The following is a 226-nucleotide window of genomic DNA, read 5'->3' on the forward strand; positions in this document are numbered from 1 at the left end:
ATAGGCCGGCAGACCCGGCAGTCCGGTCGCCGGTGCCTCGGTCGGGGCCTGGCCGCCGAACTGGTCCATGATCGAGCTGTTGTTGGCCTGGCGCGCCGCCAGGATCGTCAGCGCGATCGAGGTCGCGAAGATCGCCACGCCCAGGATCCACGTCACCCGGGTCAGCACGTTGGCCGCCTGGCGGCCCGACATGACGCCGCCACCGGCACCGCCACCGCCGCCCATG

General features: G+C 72.6%; 1 protein-coding gene. It reads right to left on the bottom strand.

The window, feature by feature from the left end; translation table 11 throughout:
• A partial coding sequence (gene secG / locus TW83_RS19025) for a preprotein translocase subunit SecG (protein ID WP_045984360.1) occupies positions 1-226 on the bottom strand: 226 nt, incomplete at both ends.

Source organism: Paracoccus sp. S4493, from assembly GCF_000967735.1.
Taxonomy (GTDB): Bacteria; Pseudomonadota; Alphaproteobacteria; order Rhodobacterales; family Rhodobacteraceae; genus Paracoccus; species Paracoccus marcusii.